General features: G+C 61.3%; 19 protein-coding genes. 8 read left to right on the top strand and 11 right to left on the bottom strand.

Annotated features, from left to right (window positions below):
* The first annotated feature begins 83 nt into the window (after positions 1 to 83).
* The 3 genes from VNS12_RS01710 to VNS12_RS01700 all read left to right on the top strand — a co-directional run bounded on the left by VNS12_RS01710 (position 84) and on the right by VNS12_RS01700 (position 1,783).
* Positions 84 to 524, top strand: a complete 441-nt coding sequence (locus VNS12_RS01710; RefSeq protein WP_325486114.1) for a hypothetical protein — start codon at positions 84 to 86, stop codon at positions 522 to 524.
* A gap of 3 nt (positions 525 to 527) precedes the next feature.
* The gene (locus VNS12_RS01705; protein ID WP_325486113.1) at positions 528 to 1,055 is read left to right on the top strand and encodes a hypothetical protein; all 528 of its coding nucleotides are present in this window, start codon (positions 528 to 530) and stop codon (positions 1,053 to 1,055) included.
* A gap of 128 nt (positions 1,056 to 1,183) precedes the next feature.
* On the top strand, positions 1,184 to 1,783 hold the full coding sequence (locus VNS12_RS01700) for a hypothetical protein (RefSeq protein WP_325486112.1): 600 nt from the start codon (positions 1,184 to 1,186) through the stop codon (positions 1,781 to 1,783).
* Here the strand turns inward: VNS12_RS01700 and map are convergent.
* The 8 genes from map to gyrA form a co-directional block, all read right to left on the bottom strand.
* A complete protein-coding gene (gene map, locus VNS12_RS01695) occupies positions 1,780 to 2,535 on the bottom strand; it encodes a type I methionyl aminopeptidase (protein WP_325486111.1) in 756 nt (251 codons plus the stop codon). The genes VNS12_RS01700 and map overlap by 4 nt on opposite strands.
* A complete protein-coding gene (gene pgi / locus VNS12_RS01690; RefSeq protein ID WP_325486110.1) occupies positions 2,532 to 4,169 on the bottom strand; it encodes a glucose-6-phosphate isomerase in 1,638 nt (545 codons plus the stop codon). Before pgi ends, map begins: the two co-directional genes overlap by 4 nt.
* A gap of 12 nt (positions 4,170 to 4,181) precedes the next feature.
* Positions 4,182 to 5,315, bottom strand: coding sequence for a tRNA guanosine(34) transglycosylase Tgt (gene tgt / locus VNS12_RS01685; protein WP_325486109.1), 1,134 nt, complete (start codon positions 5,313 to 5,315; stop codon positions 4,182 to 4,184).
* A complete protein-coding gene (gene queA / locus VNS12_RS01680; RefSeq protein WP_325486108.1) occupies positions 5,312 to 6,385 on the bottom strand; it encodes a tRNA preQ1(34) S-adenosylmethionine ribosyltransferase-isomerase QueA in 1,074 nt (357 codons plus the stop codon). The genes tgt and queA overlap by 4 nt, the downstream gene beginning before the upstream one ends.
* A 30-nt stretch (positions 6,386 to 6,415) precedes the next feature.
* Positions 6,416 to 6,892, bottom strand: a complete 477-nt coding sequence (locus VNS12_RS01675) for a peptidylprolyl isomerase (RefSeq protein WP_325486107.1) — start codon at positions 6,890 to 6,892, stop codon at positions 6,416 to 6,418.
* Positions 6,893 to 7,010: 118 nt separating this feature from the next.
* On the bottom strand, positions 7,011 to 7,553 hold the full coding sequence (locus tag VNS12_RS01670) for a peptidylprolyl isomerase (RefSeq protein ID WP_325486143.1): 543 nt from the start codon (positions 7,551 to 7,553) through the stop codon (positions 7,011 to 7,013).
* Positions 7,554 to 7,630: 77 nt separating this feature from the next.
* Positions 7,631 to 8,119 (bottom strand): pantetheine-phosphate adenylyltransferase, encoded by a 489-nt coding sequence (coaD, locus tag VNS12_RS01665; RefSeq protein ID WP_325486106.1) that lies wholly within the window; start codon positions 8,117 to 8,119, stop codon positions 7,631 to 7,633.
* Between the two features lie 115 nt (positions 8,120 to 8,234).
* The gene (gyrA, locus tag VNS12_RS01660) at positions 8,235 to 10,997 is read right to left on the bottom strand and encodes a DNA gyrase subunit A (protein ID WP_325486105.1); all 2,763 of its coding nucleotides are present in this window, start codon (positions 10,995 to 10,997) and stop codon (positions 8,235 to 8,237) included.
* 208 nt (positions 10,998 to 11,205) lie between these two features.
* Between gyrA and VNS12_RS01655 the strand changes: the two genes are divergently transcribed.
* The 3 genes from VNS12_RS01655 to VNS12_RS01645 all read left to right on the top strand — a co-directional run bounded on the left by VNS12_RS01655 (position 11,206) and on the right by VNS12_RS01645 (position 13,789).
* On the top strand, positions 11,206 to 12,393 hold the full coding sequence (locus VNS12_RS01655) for an MFS transporter (RefSeq protein ID WP_325486104.1): 1,188 nt from the start codon (positions 11,206 to 11,208) through the stop codon (positions 12,391 to 12,393).
* Positions 12,394 to 12,457: 64 nt separating this feature from the next.
* Positions 12,458 to 12,913 carry a host attachment family protein gene (locus VNS12_RS01650; RefSeq protein WP_325486103.1) on the top strand — a complete coding sequence of 152 codons (456 nt, stop codon included), beginning with the start codon at positions 12,458 to 12,460 and terminating at the stop codon, positions 12,911 to 12,913.
* Between the two features lie 3 nt (positions 12,914 to 12,916).
* Positions 12,917 to 13,789 (top strand): YihY/virulence factor BrkB family protein, encoded by an 873-nt coding sequence (locus tag VNS12_RS01645; protein WP_325486102.1) that lies wholly within the window; start codon positions 12,917 to 12,919, stop codon positions 13,787 to 13,789.
* Positions 13,790 to 13,795: 6 nt separating this feature from the next.
* On the opposite strand, the gene rocD is transcribed toward VNS12_RS01645, so the two are convergent.
* The gene (gene rocD / locus VNS12_RS01640) at positions 13,796 to 15,004 is read right to left on the bottom strand and encodes an ornithine--oxo-acid transaminase (protein WP_325486101.1); all 1,209 of its coding nucleotides are present in this window, start codon (positions 15,002 to 15,004) and stop codon (positions 13,796 to 13,798) included.
* 15 nt (positions 15,005 to 15,019) lie between these two features.
* Complete coding sequence (rocF, locus tag VNS12_RS01635) at positions 15,020 to 15,946, bottom strand: arginase (RefSeq protein WP_325486100.1); 927 nt, start codon at positions 15,944 to 15,946, stop codon at positions 15,020 to 15,022.
* 124 nt (positions 15,947 to 16,070) lie between these two features.
* Between rocF and VNS12_RS01630 the strand changes: the two genes are divergently transcribed.
* Positions 16,071 to 16,496 carry an Lrp/AsnC family transcriptional regulator gene (locus VNS12_RS01630; RefSeq protein ID WP_325486099.1) on the top strand — a complete coding sequence of 142 codons (426 nt, stop codon included), beginning with the start codon at positions 16,071 to 16,073 and terminating at the stop codon, positions 16,494 to 16,496.
* 165 nt (positions 16,497 to 16,661) lie between these two features.
* Here the strand turns inward: VNS12_RS01630 and ssb are convergent, their stop codons facing one another.
* Positions 16,662 to 17,153: a single-stranded DNA-binding protein gene (gene ssb, locus VNS12_RS01625; protein ID WP_325486098.1), complete on the bottom strand. Its 492-nt coding sequence runs from the start codon at positions 17,151 to 17,153 to the stop codon at positions 16,662 to 16,664.
* Positions 17,154 to 17,510: 357 nt separating this feature from the next.
* Between ssb and uvrA the strand changes: the two genes are divergently transcribed.
* On the top strand, positions 17,511 to 19,483 hold a 1,973-nt coding region (gene uvrA / locus VNS12_RS01620), incomplete at its 3' end, for an excinuclease ABC subunit UvrA (protein WP_325486097.1).

Below are 19,483 nucleotides of genomic sequence, written 5' to 3'. Positions count from 1 at the left end.
TCCGAACCCGACAACCCGCTTGCCGTTCCTATGGCCGCCCGATATTGCCTGTTCAATCTCTCAACCATGCGGGGGGCGCATTCGTGGTTTTCGCGCGTCGTATAATCGCTGCCGTTCTGTTCGCCGGGGTCGCTTTTCCCGCGCTGGCGCAGAATAGCTATGTTTCCCGGCTGTACGAGCAAGTTCTTGAAAATATGGAGTATGCCCAATCCGGCTATACACTTGATACGTTCGGTATCGTTCGGATCAACAGCGGCGAGACCGCCACTATCGAACTGGACGTTCCCGCCAAAACGGCCGTTCAGATCATGGGCGATTGCGACGAGGATTGTTACGATCTCGATCTGGTTGTCCGCAACGCCTCCGGCAAGCTGCTCGGCGAGGACCGGCTCGACGACTATTATCCGATCGTCTCGATCGTGTCCGACGGCAGCGGGCGAATCGCACTGGAATTCGACCTCGCCGATTGCGCCGCTTCTTACTGCTACGCGGCCTATTCAGTGTTCATCGATCGGGCGGACTGACCGATGAACCCGGTATCGAGCAGGCTTAAAGCCGTCGGCGTCACAGCCGCGTTCTTTGCTCTGAGCGCGCTGTTGCTGCTTGCTCTTGTGTGGGGATTGAACGCCCAGCCGCTGCCCTTCCCCGGCAAGCCGCTGCTGAGTGCCTACCGGCCTCACGATACGATCGCCATGTTATCCGACCTGAGGCTGCCCGTGGCCCTCACCGCGGCTTTTCTGGTGGCTTTCGCAGTGGTCCTCGTTTTCGCAAGCGCCTATCTCGATCGCATGATCGCCATTTTTGCCGATGTCCTGCTCATGCTGATGGCTGCGCTGGCGGGGTTTGTCGCGGGGTACTGGCTTTTGCTCCGCCTGGCCGGATTCAGCAATTTTCTCGCTCTGGATTTCCTGCAAGCGGCCATCATCTGTCCGGTGATCGTTTTTGGCGTTTCCCTGCTATCGCCAGCGTGGCTGCGGTCATCCCTGCCCATTCGCCTGATCACCATAGCCCTGCTGGTCGTCGCTGCACCCCTGATGCTGGTGCTCCTGCCCTAGTTGACTATGGAACCTGCGCCCATTTCATTGCGTTCATGCCCCAGTGAACCGGAACCCGATCCCGCTTTCTGATCGGGCAAGAAAACCAAAAGGATGAAGCGGCTCAAACGCTTTATCGAGTGCTTGTCATGAAACCTTTGCTTGTGGCGGTGATGCTGGTCGCCGCAGCGATGCCCGCCTATTCCCAATCGACAGAGTCCGAGAGCCTTCAGCAGCGCGATCAGAAACTATTTGTGATGGGCGGACGTATGGGCCAGTCCGACATGGGCGAGATGTTCAACCCATTCACGGCAACATACGAAGATACCCTCGTCTTCGGCGCTGGCTACCAACGCTATTTTTTCGAACCGTTTGACGATTTCAAGGTCGGACTGGAAGTGGGGGCAGCCCTGCGGGTCGATGAGCAGATCACGGGCGAGGGCTGGGCCGGGATCGTGGGCCGATATGACGGATGGGTGCTGGCCGATCGCCTGCGATTGTCACCCTCACTGGTGTTTGGCGGCAGCGTCGTAACCCAAACCATTGGCGTCGAAGCCGAAAGGGAAGCCAATGACGGGTTGCCCGGCGATATCCTGTTCTATCTGAGCCCGGAAATCAGTCTTTCGACGCTCGATAACCCCAATTCAGAGGTCTTTTGGCGTCTCCAGCACCGCTCCGGCGCGTGGAACACGTTTGGTGGCGGTGGCACAGCCAACGCCACCATGTTGGGCATCAGGACCAGCTTCTAGGCCGCCAGCGTCACGACCACAGCCCCGCGCCGCGTGGCGACGAGTGTATGTTCATATTGAACGCATAGCGCTGCCGGCACACTCACCAGCGTCCAGGGATCGTCAGACGACTTTTCCTCAGCCATCTTGCCCCCCAGCGACAGAAACGGCTCAACGGTGAACACCAGCCCGTCAGCGATCTTTCGGCGCTCGGACCGGTCCGGCCAGGTCGGAATCTGGTCTGGCTCATCGTGGAGCCCGTGACCGATACCGTGGCTGGCCAGATTGCGAATGAGGGTATAGCCATTGCGGCCCGCGAACTTGCCGATCGCATCCCCGATATCGCCCAGTCTGCCCCCTGCCCTCACAGCGCGGATCCCCGCCCACATGGCCTTCTTGCCATCCCGGCACAGCTTTTCGATTTTCGGCGTTCCGGGAGGCACTATGTAGGACGCCCCGGTATCAGCGAAAATCCCGCCCTTTTCCGCCGAAACGTCGATATTGACCAGATCGCCTGCAGCGATGACCCGATCTCCGGGAATACCGTGCGCCACTTCCTCGTTGACCGAAATGCACGTCGCACCTGGGAAATTGTAGGTGATTTCCGGGGCCGAGCGGGCGCCGTGATCTTCGAGCACCTTGCGCCCGATATCATCGAGCTCGCGCGTGGTCATTCCCGGTTCGAGGGCATTGGCCATCGTATCGCGCGCGATGGCGCAGATGCGGCCAATGACCCGCAAACGTTCCAGGTCCTCTTCAGATGTAATCGTCATGCTCTGAGATCGTGAAAATGCGCCAACAGGCCCTGCGTCGAGCTGTCGTGACCTTCAGCATTTTCGCCTTCAACCTTGGGCAGCAACGCCTTGGCCAACTGCTTGCCAAGCTCGACGCCCCACTGATCAAACGAATTGACGTTCCAGATGACGCCCTGCACGAACACCTTGTGCTCATAAAGCGCAATCAGCTTGCCCAGTGTCGCCGGATCGAGCTTTGAATACACAATGGTGTTGGACGGTCGATTGCCGGGGAAAACCTTGTGGGGAAGCAAGGCCTTGATCTCATCTTTGCTCAAACCGTCAGCACTTAGCTCGGCGTGAACTTCGTCTTCCGTCTTGCCCAGCATCAGGGCTTCCGATTGCGCAAAGCAATTGGCGACGAGCTTGGCGTGATGGGGTGGAAGGCTCTCGTGCGGGTTGGCCGCCACCAGGAAATCGCACGGAATCACGCTCGTGCCCTGATGGATCAACTGGTAGAAAGCGTGCTGGCCGTTGGTGCCGGGCTCGCCCCAGATGATCGGCCCTGTTTCCCACGCGACGTCTTTGCCCTTGAGGGTCACGGACTTGCCATTGGATTCCATGTCCTGCTGCTGCAGATACGCCGGAAAGCGTGACAGACGCTGGTCATAGGGCAGCACCGCGTGGGTCGAAAAATTCCACGCATTGCGATACCAGACGCCCAACAGACCCATGATGACGGGCAGGTTTTCTTCCAACGGTTCCGTGAGGAAATGGAGGTCCATTTCCCCCGCCCCGCGCAACATGGCTTCGAAATTCTCAAACCCGATCGCAATTGCGACCGGCAATCCGATAGCCGACCAGATCGAATAACGGCCACCGACCCAGTCCCAGAACCCGAAGATGCGATCTTCTTTGATTCCGAAGGCCTTACAGCCTTCGATATTGGTGGAGACGGCGGCAAAATGATCGGCAACTGCGGCCTCGCCCAACGCTTCTGCCACCCAGTTGCGGGCGGTGTGCGCATTGGTCATCGTCTCGTCTGTGGTGAAGGTCTTCGACGCCACAATGAACAAGGTCTTCGCCGGGTCCAGCCCCTTGAGCGTATCAGCGATATGAGCGCCGTCCACGTTGGACACGTAATGGGCGCGTAGATCCGGGCGCGTGTAGGGTGCAAGCGCCAGCGTCACCATGGCCGGGCCCAGATCGGACCCACCAATGCCGATGTTGACGATATCGGTGAACTGGTCGCCACGCCCGCCCCGAATATCGCCATTGCGAATGGCATCCGAGAAAACCTTCATGCGAGCGAGCACGTCCCGGACGTCAGGCATGACATCGGCGCCATCGACCAGCACCGGCTCATCGCCGAAATGCCGCAAGGCCATATGCAGCACGGCACGGTGCTCGGTGATGTTGATCGGCTGCCCCGCCCACATGGCGTCCCGCCTGCCTTCGACGTCCACCTCGCGGGCCATCTCGAACAGCGCGGCCATCGACTGGCTATCGATCCGGTTCTTGGAATAGTCGAGCAGGATATCATCCAGCCGGGCCGAATAGCTCGAAAAACGCTCCGAGTCGTGGGCGAACAGCTCACGCATCGTGGTCTCCGAAAGGCGCTTCTTATGCGCCCGCAGCCGCTCGAATGCAGCTTTGCGAACCTTGTTGGACATGAAAATGGCCCCTTATCCCAGCGCCGGCAGATCGCCTCGGGCCCAGCCGTCGCGGACCGCCATGCTGTATTGGTCGAAAGTCGCACTCTCAATCGCATTTCGCATGCCGTCCATCAACTCCTGATAATAGGAAAGATTGATCTGGCTCAGCACCATCGCGCCCAAAATCTCCTCGCTGCGCACGAGGTGATGCAGGTAGGCGCGGGAGAACCGGCGGGCGTTAGGGTTCGGTGAGGTCTCATCGAGCGGACGCGGATCGTCCTTGTGGCGGGCATTCTTGAGGTTGATCACGCCGAACCGTGTGTAGGCGTGACCATGGCGGCCCGCCCGCGTAGGATGCACGCAATCGAACATATCGATGCCACGCTCGACCGCGCCCAGCAAATCATCGGGCTTGCCTACGCCCATGAGATAGCGCGGCTTTTCCTCTGGAAGCTCGGGCAGGATATCATCGAGAACCTTGAACATCACGGCCTGTGGCTCCCCTACGGCGAGCCCGCCCACCGAGTAGCCATCAAAGCCGATATCGACCAGACCCGCCGCGGACCGTGAGCGCAATTGCGGATCGTCGCCGCCCTGCACAATACCGAACAGCGCCCGCCCCTTTGCATCATCGAAGGCCTTCTTCGAGCGCTCAGCCCAGCGGATGGAGAGCTCCATGGCGCGTTCGAGCTCGGCGGTCTCCGCTGGCAATGCAACGCATTCATCAAGCTGCATGATGATATCGGAATCGAGCAGCTTCTGAATCTCGATCGAGCGCTCGGGAGTCAGGGTGTGACTGGAGCCATCGATATGCGAGCGGAAGGTGACTCCATTTTCGTCCAGCTTGCGCAGCTTGGCGAGGCTCATCACCTGGAAACCGCCGGAATCCGTGAGGATTGGCCGTTGCCAGTCCATGAAATCATGCAGGCCGCCCAACCGCGCAACGCGTTCGGCACCGGGGCGCAGCATCAGATGATAGGTGTTGCCCAAAAGGATATCGGCACCGGTTTCGCGCACTTGCTCGGGATAGAGCGCCTTGACCGTCCCCGCCGTGCCAACGGGCATGAATGCGGGCGTGCGGACTTCGCCACGCGGCGTATCGATCTGCCCGCGACGGGCCTTGCCATCAGTTTTGTGAAGGGTGAACTGAAAATTCTCGGTCATGGGTCAGCCCGGAACAGCAGGGAAGAATCCCCATAAGAATAAAAGCGATAGTGGGAATCGATCGCGTGCTTGTAGGCCCCGTGCATGGTCTCCAGGCCTGAGAAAGCCGAGACCAGCATGAACAGGGTGGAGCGGGGCAAATGGAAATTGGTCATCAGCATATCGACCACCCGGAACTGAAATCCGGGGGTGATGAAAATATCGGTTTCGCCTTCGAACGGTTCGAGTTCGCCGGTTCGGCGGGCGGCGCTTTCGAGGAGGCGCAGGCTGGTGGTGCCGACCGCGATGACGCGTCCGCCCGCGGCCTTTGCCGCCTTGATGTGCTCGACGGTTTGCGCGGAAACCGTACCCCATTCGGCATGCATGACGTGATCTTCTGTGTCGCCCGCCTTCATCGGCAGGAAGGTGCCAGCGCCCACATGCAAGGTAACGCGCTCGATTAAAACGCCTTTGTTTTCAAGGGTCTCTATCAATTCAGGCGTAAAATGCAGGCCCGCCGTGGGAGCGGCGACGGCACCATCATGACGCGCATAAACGGTCTGATAATCGGTCTTGTCGCGCTCTTCTAGATCGCGTTTGGACCCGATATAGGGCGGCAGCGGCATGGCCCCGCGCGCCTTGATGGCTTCATCGAGAAAAGCATCGGAAAAATCGAACGCAAGAGTCGCCTGCCCGGCCTCGATTGCGGTGACGGTAGCGGACAGCTCATCGAGCATGCAGACGTCGGACGTCGCTCCAAAAATCACCCGGTCCCCAACGGCTAAGCGCTTGGCCGGCCTTGCAAAAGCAAGCCAGTGATTGCCGTCGATCCGCTTGTGCAGATTGAACGAAACGCGGGCGACAGTATCGCCGCGATGGCGCAGGCCGGACAGTTCTGCGGGGATGACACGGGTGTCGTTGACGACCAGAACGTCGCCCGCCTTGAGCAACTCGCCAAGATCGGTGACGATGCGATCTGACAGCGCTCCATCAGCCCCCACCACCAGCATTTTTGCGCTGTCGCGGGGGCTTGCCGGGTGGAGGGCGATCCGGTCCTCGGGCAAGTCGAAATCGAACAATTCGACTTTCATATCAATGCCTTCCGAGAACCGGCTGATTCATCAGGCGACGTCGGCAGCGACGCGCATGGTGATGATGTTGTCGGGATTGCGGACCGGCTCGCCGCGCTCCAGCGTATCGACGACGTCCATGCCTTCGATCACTTTTCCGAACACCGAGTACTGGCCATTGAGCCAGGGAGCTTCGTCAAAGCAGATGAAAAACTGCGAATTTGCCGAGTCCGGATTGGCCGAGCGGGCAGCGGAAACCGTGCCGCGAACGTGCTTCTCCTGGGAAAATTCTGCTTTAAGATCAGGCTTGTCGGATCCACCGGTGCCATTGCCCTTGGGGCAGCCGACCTGGGCCATGAAGCCGTCGATCACGCGGTGAAAGACGATGTTGTCATAGAAGCCTTCGCGGGCCAGTTCCTTCATGCGCTGAGCATGATTGGGGGCCAGGTCAGGGCGCAATTCGATGACGATCTTGCCCTTGGTGGTTTCCATGATGATGGTGTTTTCGGGATCGGCGTAAGCAGCCATGAGCTTGTTTCCTTATGCGGTTGCCGGGCGGTTTTTAGGCCAAACCTGTGACAAACATTGAGTGAAAAATGTATGGAGTTGCGCACATTCAAGATGGGAAATGCGCAAAAAATCGAAGCTAGGGTTGGGCGACGCGCAGCGACACCATGATATCGGGATTTTCGACCACTCCATTGGTGCGCGGATCACCCTTTTCCAAGCCATCTACCAGCTCCATGCCGTCGATGACATTACCGAACAGGGTGTAATCGCCATTGAGGTGCGGCGCGTCCGCCGTGACGATGAAAAACTGCGAATTGGCGGAGTTGGGATTCATCGAGCGGGCCATGCCGACGGTGCCACGGACGAACGGAGTGTTGGTGAACTCGGCGGCGAGGTCGGGCAGATCGGAACCACCGGTGCCATTGCCGCGCGGATCGCCGGTCTGGGCCATGAAGCCATCGATCACCCGATGGAACTTCAACCCATCATAAAAACCGGAATTGGCCAGCTCGGTGATGCGGGCCACATGCTCGGGCGCGAGATCGGGACGCAGCGCGATGGTGACGTCACCGCTTTCCAGCGTGAGGGTCGCGATGGGAGCATCGGCGGGAATGTCCGCCGCCGGGGCCTGAGCCACTGCCGGGGTCTGCCCGAACGGCAGATAGGGCCAGGCGACCATGGCACCGAACAGGGCGACGAAGGAAAAGACAAGGGTGCCAACCACACGGTTGACCGGCTTTGCAGCAGGACCAGACATCATTTCTCCAGAAGTTTGAGCACGGCGCGCGGCACGAACGGGGCGATATCGCCATCCATCTGGGCAATCTGGCGGACCAGCGTTGCCGAAATATGGCGGACATAGGGGCTTGAGGGCACGAACACCGTCTGGATGTCGGGCGCCATCTGGGCATTCATGCCCACCATCTGCATTTCGTAATTGTAGTCGGTGGTATCGCGCAGACCGCGAATGACGATCCCTGCCCCGCAGCTTTGCGCCGCACGCACCATCAGGCCATCAAATTCGATGATCTCTATCGAAACGCCGGTGCGTGTGCCGATCGGGCCAGCGGTCTCGGCCAGCAGATCGCGCCGCTGGGCGGCGCTGAGCATGGGCTGTTTGGCAGCGTGAACCCCGATGCCGACCACCAGGCGGTCGACAAGACGGCAGGCCCGCTCGATCACGTCGAGATGGCCATTGGTGATCGGGTCGAAAGATCCGGGATAGAATCCCACGCGCTCAGTCATGGCTGCGTTTTGTCACGACCGCCACCCAAGCGCAAGCCGGATGCGCTTCCATGGGAGAAACGGAAGGTAGGAAAGGGCCGGTGCGGCACCACACGGGCACCGCACCGGAAATGCTCTATTCGTCGGCCTGCGGGGTCTCTTCGCCGTTCCCCTCTTCGCCGTCGCCGTCTTCATCGTCATCGCCATTTTCAGGCTCGATGATGCGCTCGACGGACACGACCTTTTCATCAGCCGCAGTGCGGAAGATGGTCACGCCCTGGCTGGAGCGGCCAACGATGCGGATACCCTCGACAGGAACCCGGATCACCTGCCCGCCATCGGTCACCAGCATGAGCTGGTTTTCATCCTCAACCGGGAAGGAACCGACCAGAGTACCGTTGCGCTCATTGACCACCATGGCGACGATGCCCTTACCGCCGCGTCCGGTGGTGCGGTATTCGTAGGACGAAGTCCGCTTGCCGAACCCGTTCTCGGACACGGTGAGCACGAACTGTTCTGCCGCGCTCATTTCGACGTAGCGGTCCTGCCCCAGATGGGAATCGCCCGCGACCTCTTCATCGCTATCGATGGCACCATCCTCGGCTTCGCCGCGCACCGCACGGCTCATCTTGAGATAGGCAGCACGTTCGTCCGGAGTGGCTGCGAAATGGCGCAGGATCGACATGGCGATGACGTCATCGCCTTCGGCCAGATTGATGCCGCGCACACCGGTGGAATCGCGGCCCTTGAACACCCGGACATCGGTGATCGAGAAGCGGATACACTGGCCCTTGGCCGTGGTGATGAGGATATCGTCGGTCTCGCTGGCGGTCTCGACGCCAATGATGCCATCGCCCTCATCGAGCTTCATGGCGATCTTGCCGTTCTGGCGGACTTCGACGAAATCGGACAGCTTGTTGCGGCGGACATTGCCCGACCGCGTGACGAACATCACGTCGAGATTGTCCCAGCTGTCCTCGTCCTCGGGCAATGGCATGATCGAGGTGATCCGCTCACCCGCTTCGAGCGGCAGCATGTTGATCAGCGCCCGGCCCCGGGCATTGGGCGCGGCCATGGGCAAGCGCCAGACCTTGGTCTTGTAAACGATGCCGCGCGACGAAAAGAACAGGACCGGGGTGTGGGTGTTGGCCACGAACAGGCGCGCGACGAAATCCTCGTCCCGCGTCGACATGCCCGAACGCCCCTTCCCGCCCCGGCGCTGGGCACGGTAGGTCGAGAGCGGCACCCGCTTGATGTAGCCCTGATGGCTGACGGTGACGACCATGTCCTCACGGGCGATCAGGTCCTCGTCATCAAGGTCGCCGGCGAATTCGTCGATCCGGGTCAGGCGCGGGGTCGAAAACTGCTCTTTGATCTCGATGAGTTCGTCGCGGATGATGCCCAGGATGCGGTCGCGGGAGCGCAGGATATCGAGATAATCCTTGATCTGCTCGCCAAGCGCATTGAGTTCATCGCCGATCTCGTTGCGGCCAAGAGCGGTGAGGCGCGACAGGGTGAGCGCCAGAATGGCGCGGGCCTGTTCGTCCGACAGCTGGAAGGTGCCATCATCATTGACCTTGTGGCGCGGGTCGTCGATCAGCTGGATCAGATCGACCACGTCCGAGGCCGGCCAGCTGCGAGCGAGCAGGCGCTCGCGAGCCGTGGCCGGATCCGGCGAGGACCGGATCAGGGCAATCACTTCATCGACGTTGTTGACGGCGACCAGGAGGCCCACCAGCACGTGGGCACGATCGCGAGCCTTGTTGAGCAGGAACCGCGTGCGCCGCGTGATGACCTCTTCGCGGAATTCAAGGAACGCTTCGAGGATCGACTTGAGCGGCATCAGCTCGGGCTTGCCGCCATTGAGCGCAACGAAGTTGCAACCGAACGAGGTTTGCAGCATCGAATAGCGATAAAGCTGATTGAGCACGACATCGGCGACCGCATCGCGCTTCAATTCGATGACGACGCGCATACCCTGACGGTCGGACTCGTCGCGGATATCGGAGATGCCTTCGATGCGCTTGTCGCGCACCATCTCGGCGATCTTCTCGATCATCGTCGCCTTGTTCACCTGATAGGGAATCTCGTGAACGATGAGCGCCTCGCGCTCCTTGCGGACCTCTTCGACGGTGACGAGCCCGCGCATGAGCACCGAGCCGCGCCCGGTTTCATAGGCCGAGCGGATGCCAGACTTGCCGATGATGATGCCGGCGGTGGGAAAATCCGGGCCGGGAATGATTTCCATCAGCTGATCGACAGTGAGGGCTGAATTTTCCATCAGCGCCAGACAGGCATCGACCACTTCACCCAGATTGTGGCTGGGAATATTGGTGGCCATGCCGACGGCAATACCGCCGCCGCCATTGACGAGCAGGTTGGGGAACCGCGCGGGCAGAACCGTGGGCTCGCGCTCGCTGGCGTCATAGTTGTCGCGGAAATCGACGGTGTCCTTGTCGAGATCGTCGAGCAGGGAATCGGTGACCTTTTCCATGCGCGCTTCGGTGTAGCGCATGGCCGCCGGCATATCGCCATCGACCGAACCGAAGTTGCCCTGCCCGTCGATGAGCGGCACGCGCATGGAAAAACTCTGCGCCATGCGGACCAGCGACATGTAAACGGCATCGTCCGAGTGCGGGTGGTATTTACCGATAACGTCACCGACGACACGCGCCGATTTACGGTAGGGCTTGTTATATTCGTAGCCCTGCTCGTGCATCGAAAAGAGAATACGGCGATGCACCGGCTTGAGGCCGTCACGGACGTCAGGCAGGGCCCGGCTCACGATCACGCTCATGGCGTAATCGAGATAGGACTTGCGCATCTCGTCGGTTATCGAGATCGGGTTGATGCCGGTGGCCGGCACGCCGCCCGTGTCATCTTCTGGCGTATCTGTCACGATGCTCGTTCTGAAATGATTCTGCTGCCATTGGGTTTATGCGATTCCGGCTCCAGATGCCAGTTTCGCACGGTCGCAGGCATAATTGACACTTTCCCGGCCTCGCGGCTGGGGTATTGTCGGACCACGATAGAAGAGAATTAGCGCCGCCCAAAACGTTTTGTTGAGGGTGGAGGCCCAAAGTTCATTCAAGCCTTGTTGGAGTTCCATGTCCGGTTCGACGACTTCTGCTTCAACGCCCCTCTATTTCGGCATGCGCGCCGACCGCATCGCGATTTCGGTGCTGTTCCTGATCAACGGATTTCTCGTCGGAAGCTGGGCACCGAAAATCCCCGTGCTGATGGCGCGGCTGGACATTTCCGAATCGATCATGGGGCTGCTGATCCTGTTTTTCGGGCTGGGGTCGATCACCGTCATGCCGGTGTTCGGCACACTGGCGGCACGCAACGGCTCAGCCCCGATCCTCAAATTCGCTGCACTGGCGCTGATCCCGCTATTGCTGCTGATCTCGCTGGCACCCGAACTGGTGTCCACATCGGTGGCGGTGTTCGTGTTCGGGGGCATCATCGGCGGCATGGACGTGGTGATGAACACCAATGCCGTGGCCGTGGAAAAGCGCATGGGCCGGGCGATCATGTCGTCCTGCCACGGGTTCTGGAGCCTTGGCGGGCTGCTGGGCGCGACGCTGGGCGGAATCCTGCTGGGCACGATCGGCGAGTTGGGCCATGCGCTGGCGGTGACCGCAATCGCGGCCCTTGTCATCGTGCCCGTGCTGCCGCTGGTGGCGCGCGACGACCCGACAGCCGGGGCGAAAGCGGCGGAAAAGCTGCGGTTTCCCAAGTCACCCCTGCCCTATCTGGTCGGCATCATGGCGCTGTTTTCCATGATCCCCGAGGGGGCGATCCTCGACTGGAGCGCGGTGTATCTGCAAACCGACCACGGCGCGAGCATCGAACTGGCAGCGCTGGGCTTTGCGGCGTTTTCCGCGACCATGGCGGTGATGCGGTTTGCCGGAGACATCATCCGCCAGCGGCTGGGCGCGGTGACCACAATGCGCATTTGCGGCGGGCTGGCGCTGCTGGGCATGGTGATCGGGGCGCGGGCCGGATCGGCGGAAATCGCCATCCTGGGCTTTGCCATTGCAGGGATCGGGATTTCCAACATGGTGCCGATCGCATTTTCGGCGGCAGGAAATCTGCCGGGCGTACCGGCGGGGATCGGGCTTTCGATCGTGACGGTGACCGGATATTCGGGCATTCTGTTCGCACCCTCGATCATCGGGTTCATCGCCGAGCGCACGGGGTTTTCGCCGGTGCTGCTGGGCACCGCGTTCCTGCTGGTGGTGGCGCTGGGGCTGTCGGGGCTGGCGCGGCACGCGGATTTCAGCGTCGAATGAAGACGGCGGAACTCCATTCGAGATTGACCCGTTCCCATGAGGACCGGACACAGGGAGCACTCTCATGCAACAGATGGATTTCAGGGTCGACAACAAGGTCTGGGTACTGGTTGCCGACGGCGAGAAGGCTTTGTTTTTCGAAAATGCCGGGACGAGACATGCCCCTGATTTCAAGGTCGTGCGCGAAATGGAGCAGGACAATCCGCCCAACCGGGAACAGGGCACCGACGCGCCGGGCCGCACCTATGATTCCGGCCCCGGCCCCAAAAGCGCGATGGAGCCGACCGACTGGCACCGGCTGGCGCAGGAGCGCTTCGCCAGGGATGCGGCTGAACTGCTGCGCAAATACGCGCTCAACAACCGCTTCAGGCAGATCGTCCTATGCGCCTCCCCCCGCGTATTGGGGGAGTTGCGCAAGGAACTGCACCAGGAGGTCGCCGACCGCGTTATCGGGGAAGTCGCCAAGAATCTCACCAACCATCCGGTCGACAAGATCGAGCGCATCCTCAGCGCGGGCTGACCGGTGACGGCTTTCGGCAGCGAACCGCAAGCGCTTGCGGACCTTGGCTGGCGCGGCTGGCGGCGGGTGGTGTTTCGCACGGCCCGCACCATGGTCAACATGGAGACCTCGCTGCGCTGTGCCGGTGTCGCCTTTTTCGGGCTGCTGTCGATCTTTCCCTCCATCGCCATCGTCGTCCTGCTGGTAGGGCTGCTGGGCAGCCGCCCGTTTCTTGTCGAACAAATGGCGCGGCTGTCGATGTTCATGCCCGAAATCGCGTTTACCGTGATCATGGGCCAGCTCGACAAATTGCTCAGCCAGCCGCCGCGCGGACTGGGGATCGGGCTCGCCATATCGGTGATCATCGCGCTGTGGAGCGGGTCGCGTGGCGTGCATGCGCTGATCTATGCCGCCTCTGCCGCCTATTATGAATCGGTGCAGCGCAATTTCATCATCGCGTCGCTGCTGTCGCTGCTGGTGACGGTGCTGAGCGCGGTTTTCCTGATCGTGGTGATGGCCGTGATCGCGGCCATTCCCATTGCCATCAGCTATTTTCCGGTACCCGAGGGCGTCGAGCGCATCCTGATCGGGCTCCGCTGGCCGCTGCTGACCGGGCTGGCGATCACCGCCTTTTCGCTTTTGTACAGATTTGCCATCCCCAGACCCCCGGGGTGCCGACGGCAGGTGCTGCCCGGAGCTATCCTCGCCTCGCTCCTCTGGCTGACCGTCTGTATGGCATTTTCGCTCTATGTCGAAAGTTTCGGCCAGTTCGAAGCCAGCTTCGGGTCGCTGGCCGCCGCGGTGGTGCTGCTGTTCTGGCTGTATATCTCGGCGCAGGTGTTCGTGCTCGGCGCGGCCTTCAACGCCGAAATCGAACTGCGGCTGTCCCACGACTGACCCCGCTCAGGGATGGTCGCCCAGCACCGCCTCAAACGCGCCCATCGCGTCATCGATCTGGGCTTTGGTGATGACCAGCGGCGGGGCAATGCGAATAGTGTCGGTGTGGGTATCCTTGGCAAGCACGCCCCTGTCGCGCAGGCGGTAGCAAAAATCCCGCGCGCCACCGGCTTCGGGGTGCAGATCGATAGCCAGCATCAGCCCACGCCCGCGCACCGCCTTGATATGATTGGAGCGGATGGAGGTGAGCTGATCGAGAAAATAGGTGCCCAGGCGCTCGGCATTGCCGATCATGTCTTCTTCAACCAGCACTTTAAGCGCCATACGCGCCACGGCGCAGGCCAGGGGATTGCCGCCAAAGGTCGAGCCGTGCTGGCCGGGCTGGAGAACACCCAGCACCTCCGAATTGGAGAGCACCGCCGAAACCGGATAAAATCCGCCCGAAAGCGCCTTGCCCAAGAGGGTCACATCGGCCTCGATGCCCTCATGCTCTTCGGCCAGAAGCTTGCCGGTGCGGCCGAGGCCCGTCTGGATTTCGTCGAGAATAAGCACGACATTATGCGCCGTGCACAGCTCGCGCACCCGGGCGAAATAGCCCGGCGGCGGGATCAGCACACCGGCTTCACCCTGAATGGGCTCGACGAGAAACCCGGCAGTGTTGGGGGTGATGGCCTGTTCCAGCGCCTCGGCGTCGCCAAACGGGATCACGCGGAAGCCCGGCGCAAACGGCCCGAACCCGCCACGCGCATCCGGATCGGTGGAAAAGCCGACAATGCCGATGGTGCGCCCGTGGAAATTGTTGGCGCACACGATGATCTCTGCCTGATCATCGGGGATGCCCTTCACCTCATAGCCCCATTTGCGCACCGCCTTGATGGCGCTTTCAACGGCCTCGGCACCGGTGTTCATCGGCAACACCTTGTGCGAACCGGTCAGCGCGGCAATTTCCTCGTAAAACAGCCCCAACTGGTCATTGTGAAAAGCGCGTGAGGTGAGCGTAAGCTTGCCAGCCTGCTCGACCAACGCCTGGAGGATTTTGGGGTGGCAATGGCCCTGATTGACGGCGGAATAGGCCGAGAGGCAATCGAGATAGCGGGTGCCGTCCACATCATAGACATAGACGCCCTCGCCGCGCGCCAGCGCCACATCGAGGGGCCGGTAATTATGCGCGCCAAGACGATCCTCCAGCGCAATCAATGTCTTGGTTGTGGTCATGATATCCCCCTTGGGTCAGCCCGGCTGCGTAGGCCGGTCGAAAATGCGGCGTCCGAAGGCGCTGGCGGCCAGATCGACCATCAACCGGGCACTGCGGCCGCGATCGTCCAGAAACGGATTGAGTTCGACGAGATCGAGACTGACCATGCGCTGGCAGCGCCCGACCATCTCCATGGCCAGATGCGCCTCGCGAAGGGTGGCTCCGCCCGGAACCGTGGTTCCGACGCCCGGGGCGATTTCGGGATCGAGAAAATCAACGTCGAGACTGACATGGAGCAGCGCGTCGTCTTCCACCACTTGCTCCAGAATGCGGCGGACAATGGGACCGATGCCGTGTTCGTCGATCTCGGCCATGTCGTTGACATCGACCCCACGCACCTCAAGCAAATCGGCTTCCGCCGGATCGATCGAGCGCGCGCCAAGCAGATGGAGCCGATGCGGCGGCATTTTGGGGCAATCGACGAGGCCGTCAAAGCCGGGTTCGCCGCAAAAGAAGGCGGCGGGCATGCCGTGCATGTTCCCCGAGGTGGTAGTGTGCGGCGTGTTGAAATCGGCGTGGGCGTCGAGCCACAGGACATGCAACGGGCGGCCCCTGCGCTCGGCATGGCGCAGCGCGGCGGCAACCGACCCGAACGACAACGCATGATCGCCGCCCAGATAGACCACGGTACCCTCGCCCAGCGCCGCCTCGCCCGCATCGGCCAGCGCACGGGAAAAACCGGTGACCGCAACAAGGTTTCGGGCGTTGCCGGGGAGCGAAAGACTGGCTTTGACCGGCGCGACATCGCCGCGATCGGCAACACTGTGACCCAGATCGGCGAGCGCCTGTTCAAGCCCGGCAAGGCGCAGCGCCTTGGGGCCCATGGAACAGCCCTGCCGCCCCGCGCCCTCCTCGATGGGCGCGCCGATCAGCGTGATGGTTCTCGATACCGGTCTGCGCATACCTGTTGTCTCCCCCACAGACAGAAGGATGCCCAACCGATCGGGTGGCGGTAAGTTGCTATTGTGGCCAATCCGGCGCAAAATCTATCCAGTGTGAGAAGCACTGCTGTGCAAAGTGGCGCTAATGGACGATCTCGACCGGAAATTGCTGTCCCTGCTGCGCGACAATGCCCGCCTGCCGGTGGCAAGCCTGGCCGCCGCGCTGGGGGTTTCACGCACCACGGCGCGGGTGCGCATGGAGCGGCTGGAGGCCAATGGCATCATCGCCGGATATGGGGTGCGGCTGGGCCGGGCGGACGAGCACGACGGCGTGCGCGCCATCGCCATGATCGAGGTAGAAGGCCGGGTGACCGACCGGGTGGCCCGGGCCATGGCCGGCCTGCCGCAGGTACGCTCGGTTTACAGCACCAATGGGCGCTGGGACCTCGTAGCCGAAATCGAAAGCGCCTCGCTGCCCGAGTTCGACGAAGTGCTGCGCGCCATCCGGCTGATCGAAGGGGTGACGCTCACCGAAACCAGCCTGCTGCTGGCGGCGCGGTTTCGGCGCTAGAGCCAATTCTGATATCGAGGATATTCCTGCTATATCAATACTATACAGATATTATATAATTTATACTGTTAACTGCAATTGCAGATGAAAAAAGGGCGCCGTGGGGCGCCCTTTGCGATGGAGCATGCGAGACGCGACCGTAGATGGCGCGCCTGCAAAAACCGATCAGAACGGGATGTCGTCATCCATTCCGCCCGGCTCGAAGGCCGGTGCGCTGGACGGGCGCGACCGGTTTTCGACCTGACGGCTGCCGCCGCCATAGCCGCCACCAGATCCGCCATAGCCGCCGCCGGAGCTGTCACCCTCGCCGCGGCTGTCGAGCATGGTCAGGGTCGAATTGAAGCCCTGCAACACGATCTCGGTGGTGTACTGGTCCTGCCCGTCCTTTTCCCACTTCCGGGTCTGGAGCTGGCCTTCGATATACACCTTGGAGCCCTTGCGCAGGTAATTCTGCGCGACCTTGGCGAGGCCTTCGCTGAAAATCACCACGCGGTGCCATTCGGTCCGCTCACGCGGCTCACCTGTGTTGCGATCGCGCCAGCGCTCGGAGGTGGCAATGCGCAGATTGACCACGGGGCTGCCGCTGGGCAGCGACCGCACCTCGGGATCGGCGCCCAGATTGCCTATCAAAATGACCTTGTTCACGCTTCCCGACATGTCATGCCTTCCTGTCTCTTGTCCGCCGGACGATGGGCCCGGCCAGTCACGTTGGGCGCACACTACAGCCGGTCGCGCGATTTCGTAACTGTCGAGAGCCGTCTATCAACAGCTTGCTGCCAGCGTCCCGCACAAATTTGTTCTTAATTTGTTCACGCCCCTCGCCGCAAGTCAAGCACAGTTTTCGGGTTGACTTGCCCGCACTGTTCTTACTATGTTCTCATGCAGCAGTAAACTTGGGACCCCATATCTTGCAGCAGGCCGGTGATGCGCTTAAGTGAGGCGTGTGCCCCCATACCTCCCTTTCAGCGACGGAGCCGGCTTTGCGGCGCGGCCCCCTTTGGATAGTGCGACAGAATGAACGACATCCCCAATCCGAACCGCGATATCGTCATTCGTGGCGCCAGGGAACACAATCTCAAGAATGTCGATGTCCGTCTGCCGCGTGACAAGCTGATCGTGATGACCGGGCTGTCGGGCTCGGGGAAATCCTCGCTGGCGTTTGACACCATTTATGCCGAGGGGCAGCGGCGCTATGTGGAGAGCCTGTCGGCCTATGCGCGGCAGTTTCTCGAAATGATGCAAAAGCCCGATGTCGAGCAGATCGACGGGCTGTCGCCGGCTATTTCCATCGAGCAGAAGACCACCTCGCGCAATCCGCGTTCGACGGTGGGGACCGTGACGGAAATCTACGACTATCTGCGACTGCTGTTCGCGCGGGTCGGCATTCCCTATTCGCCCGCGACCGGGCTGCCGATCGAAAGCCAGACCATTTCGCAAATGGTGGACAAGGTGCTGGCCCTCGATGAAGGCACGCGGCTGTATCTGCTGGCGCCGATTGTGCGCGGGCGCAAGGGCGAGTACCGCAAGGAACTGGCCGAGCTGATGAAAAAGGGATTCCAGCGGGTCAAGATCGACGGCGAATTCCACGAAATCGAAGAGGCCCCTGCCCTCGATAAAAACCTCAAGCACGATATCGAAGTGGTCGTCGACCGGCTCGTGGTCAGCCCTGACATCGCCAGCCGACTGGCCGAAAGCTTTGAAACCGCGCTGCGGCTGACGGATGGCATCGCACTGGCCGAATTCGCCGACCGCACCGAAGCCGATGGCAGCCCGAGCCGCATGACGTTCTCGGAGAAATTCGCCTGCCCGGTGTCCGGTTTCACCATCGCGGAAATCGAGCCGAGGCTGTTTTCGTTCAACAATCCGTTCGGTGCCTGCCCGGTCTGTTCGGGACTGGGCACCGAGGCCAAGATCGACCCCGATCTGGTGGTGCCCGATGGCGCGCTGTCGCTGCGCGACGGGGCGATCCTGCCCTGGTCGCGAACCTCCTCGCCCTATTACCAACAGACGCTGCAGGCGGTTGTGCGCCATTATGGCGGCACCATGAGCGCGGCCTGGGTGGACCTGCCGTTTGAAGTGCAGCACGCCGTGCTGTTTGGCACCGACAAGACCAAGATTGAATTCGTCTATGATGACGGATTGCGCAAATATACGACCCAAAAGCCGTTCGAAGGCGTGATCGGCAATCTGGAGCGGCGCTACCGCGAGACGGAATCCTCGGCGGCGCGCGAGGATATCGAGCGCTACATGTCGGACGCGGCCTGCCCGGCCTGCAAGGGCTATCGGCTCAAGCCCGAGGCGCTGGCCGTCAAGATCGATGGCTGGCATATCGGCGAGGTGACCGCGCTCTCGATCAAGAATGCGGCCAAATGGTTTGCCGACCTGCCGGAACGGCTCAACGAAACGCAACTGGCCATCGGCGAGCGGATACTGAAAGAAATCCGCGACAGGCTGGAGTTCCTCAATGATGTGGGACTGGATTATCTGACGCTGGCGCGCAATTCAGGCTCGCTGTCGGGCGGCGAAAGCCAGCGCATCCGGCTGGCCAGCCAGATCGGCTCGGGACTGACCGGTGTACTCTATGTGCTCGACGAACCCTCGATCGGGCTGCACCAGCGCGACAATGCGCGGCTGCTCGATACCCTGCGCCGCCTGCGCGATCTGGGCAATACGGTGATTGTCGTCGAGCACGACGAGGACGCGATTCTCACGGCGGACCACGTGGTCGATATCGGCCCCGGTGCGGGCGTGCATGGCGGCCATATCGTGGCCGAGGGCACACCGCAGGACATTCTGGCCGACCCCGACAGCCTCACCGGGCAATATCTTTCCGGGCGCATGGGTATTCCGGTGCCGCCCGAACGGCGCAAGGCGAAAAAAGGCCGCCAGCTGTCGCTGCGCGGCGCGACCGGCAACAACCTCAAGAATGTCTCGGTGGATATTCCTCTGGGCATGTTCGTGGCCATCACCGGAGTGTCGGGGGGCGG

The organism is Pelagibacterium sp., assembly GCF_035555455.1.
Lineage (GTDB): Bacteria > Pseudomonadota > Alphaproteobacteria > Rhizobiales > Devosiaceae > Pelagibacterium.
Note: the sequence above shows the minus strand (reverse complement) of the source record. Positions and strands in the feature narration are given on the sequence as shown.

Excerpts from the sequence above, each read along its gene's own strand:
- VNS12_RS01705 (WP_325486113.1), top strand. The coding sequence starts at position 528 with ATGAACCCGGTATCGAGCAGGCTTAAAGCCGTCGGCGTCACAGCCGCG.
- VNS12_RS01700 (WP_325486112.1), top strand. The coding sequence starts at position 1,184 with ATGAAACCTTTGCTTGTGGCGGTGATGCTGGTCGCCGCAGCGATGCCC.
- map (WP_325486111.1), bottom strand. The coding sequence starts at position 2,535 with ATGACGATTACATCTGAAGAGGACCTGGAACGTTTGCGGGTCATTGGC.
- pgi (WP_325486110.1), bottom strand. The coding sequence starts at position 4,169 with ATGTCCAACAAGGTTCGCAAAGCTGCATTCGAGCGGCTGCGGGCGCAT.
- tgt (WP_325486109.1), bottom strand. The coding sequence starts at position 5,315 with ATGACCGAGAATTTTCAGTTCACCCTTCACAAAACTGATGGCAAGGCC.
- queA (WP_325486108.1), bottom strand. The coding sequence starts at position 6,385 with ATGAAAGTCGAATTGTTCGATTTCGACTTGCCCGAGGACCGGATCGCC.
- VNS12_RS01675 (WP_325486107.1), bottom strand. The coding sequence starts at position 6,892 with ATGGCTGCTTACGCCGATCCCGAAAACACCATCATCATGGAAACCACC.
- VNS12_RS01670 (WP_325486143.1), bottom strand. The coding sequence starts at position 7,553 with ATGGTCGCCTGGCCCTATCTGCCGTTCGGGCAGACCCCGGCAGTGGCT.
- coaD (WP_325486106.1), bottom strand. The coding sequence starts at position 8,119 with ATGACTGAGCGCGTGGGATTCTATCCCGGATCTTTCGACCCGATCACC.
- VNS12_RS01655 (WP_325486104.1), top strand. The coding sequence starts at position 11,206 with ATGTCCGGTTCGACGACTTCTGCTTCAACGCCCCTCTATTTCGGCATG.
- VNS12_RS01650 (WP_325486103.1), top strand. The coding sequence starts at position 12,458 with ATGCAACAGATGGATTTCAGGGTCGACAACAAGGTCTGGGTACTGGTT.
- rocD (WP_325486101.1), bottom strand. The coding sequence starts at position 15,004 with ATGACCACAACCAAGACATTGATTGCGCTGGAGGATCGTCTTGGCGCG.
- rocF (WP_325486100.1), bottom strand. The coding sequence starts at position 15,946 with ATGCGCAGACCGGTATCGAGAACCATCACGCTGATCGGCGCGCCCATC.
- VNS12_RS01630 (WP_325486099.1), top strand. The coding sequence starts at position 16,071 with ATGGACGATCTCGACCGGAAATTGCTGTCCCTGCTGCGCGACAATGCC.
- ssb (WP_325486098.1), bottom strand. The coding sequence starts at position 17,153 with ATGTCGGGAAGCGTGAACAAGGTCATTTTGATAGGCAATCTGGGCGCC.